This window comes from Microtetraspora sp. AC03309 (genome assembly GCF_020826795.1).
In the GTDB taxonomy this organism is placed as follows: Bacteria; Actinomycetota; Actinomycetes; order Streptosporangiales; family Streptosporangiaceae; genus Microtetraspora; species Microtetraspora glauca.
In genome coordinates this window covers 1-392 of the sequence record NZ_JADDIL010000619.1, presented here as the reverse complement: position 1 = coordinate 392, position 392 = coordinate 1, and the positions used below count along the sequence as shown (strand labels likewise).

Below are 392 nucleotides of genomic sequence, written 5' to 3'. Positions count from 1 at the left end.
AGGCAGTACGCACCCTGCATCCGGGTTACTTCGCCCTCGTAATGGCCACCGGCATCATGTCCATCGCCATGACTTACCACCGCGCCCATGCGGTTTCGGTGGTGCTGTTGTGGGTTGCGGCGGCCGCCTATGTGGTGCTGGTCGCGCTGACCGTCATCCGGACCGTTACCTCTCGCCGGGAGTTCATGGCTGATCTGACCGATCCGCGACGGGGTTTCGCCATGTTCACGTTCGTGGCGGCGACGTGTGTGGTGGGCACCAGATTGGCCGCTGACGGTCATTACGGGCCGGCGTTCGGGCTCTTGGCGACCGGATGGGTGGCGTGGATGGTGCTGGGCTACGTGGTGCCGTGGACGGCGGTGCTCGGTCAGGCGGCACGGCCGGTGCTGCAG

At 66.1% G+C, this 392-nt stretch carries 1 protein-coding gene; it reads left to right on the top strand.

Annotated elements, in window-relative coordinates; translation table 11 throughout:
• Nucleotides 1–14: 14 nt before the first annotated feature.
• Nucleotides 15–392 (top strand): hypothetical protein (locus IMZ11_RS44640; RefSeq protein WP_228649867.1); only part of this gene is annotated, 378 nt, incomplete at its 3' end.